The sequence below is a fragment of the Caulobacter sp. 17J65-9 genome (assembly GCF_010975005.1).
Classification (GTDB): Bacteria; Pseudomonadota; Alphaproteobacteria; order Caulobacterales; family Caulobacteraceae; genus 17J80-11.
Window position 1 is genome coordinate 1 of the sequence record NZ_JAAIVC010000207.1, and the last position, 5,494, is coordinate 5,494.

Annotated in this window: 6 protein-coding genes; 3 read left to right on the forward strand and 3 right to left on the reverse strand. The window is 70.9% G+C overall.

The annotated features are described in order from the left end of the window. The 3 genes from G3573_RS19565 to G3573_RS19575 all read left to right on the forward strand — a co-directional run. On the forward strand, positions 1-260 hold a 260-nt coding region (locus tag G3573_RS19565), incomplete at its 5' end, for a helix-turn-helix domain-containing protein (protein WP_205598379.1). Positions 261-293: 33 nt separating this feature from the next. Beyond that, positions 294-2,363, forward strand: a complete 2,070-nt coding sequence (gene flhA, locus G3573_RS19570) for a flagellar biosynthesis protein FlhA (protein WP_163263356.1) — start codon at positions 294-296, stop codon at positions 2,361-2,363. Between the two features lie 162 nt (positions 2,364-2,525). Continuing rightward, positions 2,526-2,921 (forward strand): DUF4282 domain-containing protein, encoded by a 396-nt coding sequence (locus G3573_RS19575; protein ID WP_163263359.1) that lies wholly within the window; start codon positions 2,526-2,528, stop codon positions 2,919-2,921. A gap of 53 nt (positions 2,922-2,974) precedes the next feature. Here the strand turns inward: G3573_RS19575 and G3573_RS19580 are convergent, their stop codons facing one another. The 3 genes from G3573_RS19580 to G3573_RS19590 all read right to left on the reverse strand — a co-directional run. Further along, a complete protein-coding gene (locus tag G3573_RS19580) occupies positions 2,975-4,060 on the reverse strand; it encodes an endo-1,4-beta-xylanase (protein WP_346427421.1) in 1,086 nt (361 codons plus the stop codon). Beyond that, positions 4,057-4,467 carry a flagellar export protein FliJ gene (locus tag G3573_RS19585; protein ID WP_163263357.1) on the reverse strand — a complete coding sequence of 137 codons (411 nt, stop codon included), beginning with the start codon at positions 4,465-4,467 and terminating at the stop codon, positions 4,057-4,059. Before G3573_RS19585 ends, G3573_RS19580 begins: the two co-directional genes overlap by 4 nt. Beyond that, positions 4,464-5,494: FliI/YscN family ATPase (locus tag G3573_RS19590; RefSeq protein ID WP_163263358.1), on the reverse strand; the 1,031-nt coding region annotated here is incomplete at its 5' end. The genes G3573_RS19590 and G3573_RS19585, both read right to left, overlap by 4 nt.

The window sequence follows — 5,494 nt, forward strand, 5'->3', positions numbered from 1 at the left end:
CCGGCGCCCCGTCCTCGCCGGGCTACGCCGCCCAGGCCGCCCAGGCGGCCGACGCGGCCGCCCGCGCCTTCGTCGGCCGCACGGTGGCGGAGATGGAGCAGCAGCTGATCCTGGACACGCTCGGCCACTGCCTGGGCAACCGCACCCACGCGGCCAACATCCTGGGCATCTCGATCCGGACCCTGCGCAACAAGCTGAACGAGTACGCCGCCGCCGGTGTGCCCGTCCCGGCCCCGCAGAGCGGCCTCAGCGCGGCCTGAAGCTAAGTGGCTGACCTCGGCATTCAGGGTCTGATGGCCGAGCGTCCCACGCCCAAGGAGGTGTGGGGCTGGCTGGCGCGCGGCGAGGTGGCGCTGGCGCTGGGCGTCGTGCTGATCGTGGTGCTGCTGATCGTGCCGCTGCCGGCCTTCGGGCTGGACGCGCTGCTGGCGCTGTCGATCACCTCGTCGGTGCTGATCCTGATGACCGCGCTTCTGATCAAGAAGCCGCTGGAATTCACCGCCTTCCCGATGGTGCTGCTGGTCGCCACCCTGTACCGGCTGGGCCTGAACATCGCCTCGGCGCGCCTGATCCTCAGCCACGGCCACGAGGGCGGGGAGTCGGCCGGCAAGATCATCGAGGCCTTCGGTCACCTGATGACCGGCGGCAACTTCGTCATCGGCGTGATCGTGTTCGCCATCCTGCTGGTGGTGAACTTCATGGTCATCACCAAGGGCTCGACCCGCATCGCCGAGGTGGCCGCGCGCTTCACCCTCGACTCCATGCCCGGCAAGCAGATGGCCATCGACGCCGACCTGTCGTCGGGCCTGATCGACGAGGCCGAGGCCAAGAAGCGCCGCAAGGAGCTCGAGCAGGAATCGACCTTCTTCGGGGCCATGGACGGCGCCTCGAAGTTCGTGCGCGGCGACGCCGTCGCCGGCCTGATCATCACCTTCATCAACGCCATCGGCGGCATGCTGATCGGCGTGGTCCAGCACGGCCTGCCCGCGGGCGAGGCGGCCAGCACCTACACCCTGCTGACCGTCGGCGACGGCCTGGTCACCCAGGTGCCGGCCCTGATCGTCTCGCTGGCGGCCGGCTTCCTGGTGTCGAAGGCCGGCGTCGAAGGCGCAGCCGACAAGGCCCTGGTGGTCCAGTTGGCCACCAACCCGGTCAGTCTGGGCATGGTCTCGGCCGCCTCGGGCGTGCTGGGCTTCATCCCGGGCATGCCGATCATCCCGTTCGCCGCCATCGCCATCGGCGCGGGCGTGCTGGCCTGGCGGCGCGGACACGCCAAAGCGCCGCCGCCGGAGCCGGTGGTGGAGACGGCCGCGGCCGCCGCCGACGTCGAGGAGCCGATCGGCCAGACCCTGGCCATCGACGACGTGAAGATCGAGCTGGGCTACGGCCTGCTCGGCCTGATCAACGACCTGGAGGGCCGTCGCCTCACCGACCAGATCCGCGCGCTCCGCCGGACCCTGGCCACCGAGTTCGGCTTCGTCATGCCGCCGGTGCGCATCCTCGACAACATGCGCCTGCCCAGCCAGGGCTATGCGCTGCGCGTCAAGGAGATGGAGGCCGGGCAGGGCGAGGTGCGCCTCAACCACCTGATGGCCATGGACCCGGCCGGCCGCCAGGTCGAGCTGCCGGGCGAGCACATGAAGGAGCCGGCCTTCGGCCTGCCGGCCACCTGGATCGACGAGAGCCTGCGCGAGGAAGCGACCTTCCGCGGCTACACCATCGTCGACCCGGCCACCGTGCTGACCACGCACCTGACCGAGGTGCTGAAGGAAAACATGGCCGACCTGCTCTCCTACGGCGAGGTGCAGAAGCTTCTGAAGGAGCTGCCGGCCGAGACCAAGAAGCTGGTCGACGAGCTGATCCCCGGCGTGGTCAGCGCCGCCACCGTGCAGCGGGTGCTGCAGTCCCTGCTGCGCGAGCGGGTGTCGATCCGCGATCTGCCGGCCATCCTGGAGGGCGTGGCCGAGGCCGCGCCGCACACCGCCAGCGTCACCCAACTGGTCGAGCACGTGCGCTCGCGCCTGGCCAAGCAGCTCTGCTTCCAGAACCGAGGCGAGGACGGCGCTCTGCCCATCGTCACCCTGTCGCCCGACTGGGACATGGCCTTCCAGGAAGCCCTGGTCGGCCCGGGCGAGGAGAAGCAGCTGGCCCTGCCGCCCTCGCGCCTGCAGGAGTTCATCCGCGGGGTGCGCGACACCTTCGAACGCGCGGCCATGAACGGCGACGCGGCGGTCCTGCTGACCAGCCCGGCCATCCGGCCCTACGTGCGCTCCCTGATCGAGCGCTTCCGCGGCCAGACCGTGGTGATGTCGCAGAACGAGATCCACCCCAAGGCCAGGCTTAAGACCGTGGGGCAGATTTGAGCGTTAGCTTCAAAGACCCAAGAGCAGTGACCGTCCGTCGCGCCTCTAAGGGTTTGCGCGCAAGCTTCGCCTTTGTTAGCTGAAACCGTACGCCTCCGGAGCGAGTCCATGGCTCGGCAAGAGAACTTCCGCCACCTCACGCGTCCCTCCAATCGCGAGTCGATGAAGGGGTTTCAGAAGACCTCGCCCGGCGAGCTGTTCTGGGACCTGATCACCTTCGACAAGCTGATGACCGGACCGGTGGTCCACATCATCTACTGGGCGGGCCTGTGCCTGATCCTCCTGGCCGGCTTCTCGGTGGTGGGCGGCGCCTTCGGCATGGCGCTCCGCGAAGGCGGCATCATGGGGTGGATGCTGGCCATTCCGGTGGTGGTCATGGGCATGCTCGCCCTGGCCGCGGGCGCCCTGCTGTGGCGGGCGTTCTGCGAGTTCTACGTCGCCATCTTCCGCATCTCCGACGACCTGCGCGCCATCCGCAACGCGACCGACCGGGGCGGCCCGACCGTCTCGCCGCTGACCTCGCCCTTGCCGAAGGAAGAAAAGGTCAGCCAGGGCTGACGCCCGCCACGCGCTGAAGTTTCGACGGCCGCCTACGGGCGGCCGTTTTCGTTTCAGGCCAGCGCCCGCGCGAACGCGCGCGCCCCAGCCTTCGGGCGGCCGTCGTCGTCGAACAGCAGCGGGCGGTCGGGCAGGGGGCCGCTGGCGTTCGGCGGGCGGCGCAGCCAGGAATCCCTGTCGCGCGCGCCCCACGCCGTCAGGCCGAACCGCTGGGCCTCGGGCAGGTCCATGACCGCCTCGACCGCCTCGGCGACCAAAGCCGTCTGGCGCGTCTCCAGCTCGCCGCGGCGCAGGGCCGAGAGGCGGTCGACGTTGAGGCTGACGTCCAGCTCCGACACGTGCACCGGCAAGCCGAGGCTGGCGAGCTCGCGCACGGTCGCCCTGATCGCGCCGGGCTCGAGATCGGCGGTCAGATGGGTCTGGGTGCCCAGCCCGCCAAGCGGCGCGCCGTCCTTCAGCAGGTCCTCGGCCAGCCGCAGGAAGGCGGCCCGCTTCTTCGGGCGTTCGAGATTGTAATCGTTCAGCAGCAGCGGCGCGGTCGGGTCGGCCTCGCGCGCGTGCTCGAAGGCCAGGCGCACGTAGTCCATGCCCAGCACCTGACGCCACAGGCAGTCGCGATAGCCCTCGCCGTCGTCGTTGACCGGCTCGTTCACGACGTCCCAGCCGGCGAGGCGCCCGCGATAGCGGCCGGCCACGTCCGCTACGTACTTGCGGTAGGCCGCCGCGAAGGCGGCGCGGTCGCCGGCCAGTCGCTCGAAGGCGGGCGAGGACTGCGCGTACCAGATCAGGGTGTGGCCGAAGACCTTCAGCCCCCGCGCCTCGGCTGCGGCGACCAGCCGGTCGGGACGGGAGAAGTCGAGCGCGCCGTCCGCAGCCAGGACGGCCTCCATCTTCATCTCCCACTCGGGGGTGACGCGATCGAACTGGGCTGTGACCAGCTCGGTCCAGCCGAGGTCGTCGAACTGGCCGGTCATGGCCGCGACCCCGACCGGGAAGGGGGCGCTCTTCAGCGCCGGCGGCGGGGCTTCCGGCGCCGCGCGGGCGTCGCAGGCGGACAGGGCCAGGGCGGACAGCAGAAGGGCGCGTCGGGTCTGGCCCGCGCGCCCCTCGAACTCAGGAACCTGGTCGGTCGGGATCACCGACCGGCGCGGCGAAGCGCCAGCTCGTCCAGGGCGGCGCCTTCCAGCTTGGCCTGCACGGCCAGCTTGTTCAGGCGGCTCATCTCGGCGACGTGCTCGAACTTCTTCTGCTCTTCGAAGGCGCGGGTCAGCGCGTCGCGCACGCCCTGCTCCTCGATGGCCACCACGTCCAGCTCGGCCATGGCGGCGGCGCGGCGGATCTCCCAGCCCTTCAGGTAGGCCGGCATCAGCATGGCGGCGTGGGCGTCGTCGCGGGCGCGCTCGCGCTCGACCTCGGCCTCGGCGTCCAGCACCGCGACGCGCATCTCGGCGGAGGCGCGGCGGGTGGCGACTTCGGCCATGCGCTTCTGCAGCGTCTCGACCTCGTAGGTCGACAGGCGGATCAGGGAGTGCGCCCACTTGCTCATGCGGCGTGTCCTTCGGTCAGGATGGAATGGAGGTGCGCGAAGGACTCGTCGAGGCGGGTGACCTCGTCCTTGCCCTGGCGCAGAAAGTCTTCGACGGCCGGATTGAGCCGGATGGCGCGGTCCACCATCGGGTCCGCGCCCGTACGGTAGGCGCCGATGCGGATCAGCTCTTCCATGTTGGAGTAGGCCGACAGCACCTCGCGCGCGCCGCGCACGATCTCGCGCTCGTGCGGCAGCTGGCAGCCCGGCATGGTCCGGCTGATCGACTTCAGCACGTCGATGGCCGGGAAGCGGCCGCGCTCGGCGATCGAGCGGCTCATGACGATGTGGCCGTCCAGGATGCCGCGCACGGCGTCGGCGATCGGCTCGTTGTGGTCGTCGCCGTCCACCAGCACGGTGAACAGGCCGGTGATCGGGCCCGCCTGGCTGCCGTCGGCGCGGATCGGGCCGGGCCCGGCGCGTTCCAGCAGCTTCGGCAGCTCGGTGAAGACGGTCGGCGTATAGCCCTTGGTGGTCGGCGGCTCGCCGGCGGCCAAGCCGATCTCGCGCTGGGCCATGGCGAAGCGGGTGACCGAGTCCATCAGGCACAGGACTTCCAGGTCCTGGTCGCGCAGGAACTCGGCGATGGCCATGGTCATGTAGGCCGCCTGGCGACGCTTCAGGGCCGGCTCGTCGGAGGTGGCGACCACGACGATGGCGCGGCGCAGGCCGGCTTCGCCCAGGGTCTCCTCGATGAACTCGCGGACTTCGCGGCCCCGTTCGCCGATCAGGCCGACCACGACGGCGTCGCAGGTGGCCTCGCGGGCCAGCATGGACAGCAGCACCGACTTGCCGACGCCCGAGCCCGCGAACACGCCCAGGCGCTGGCCGCGGCAGCAGGTGGTGAACACGTCCATGGCGCGCACGCCCAGGTCCAGCCGCTCGCCCACCCGGGCGCGGGCGTGGGCGGACGGCGGCGCGGCGCGCAGCGGATAGGCGGCCTGGCCGGTCGGCAGCGGGCCCAGCCCGTCCACCGGCTGGCCGAAGG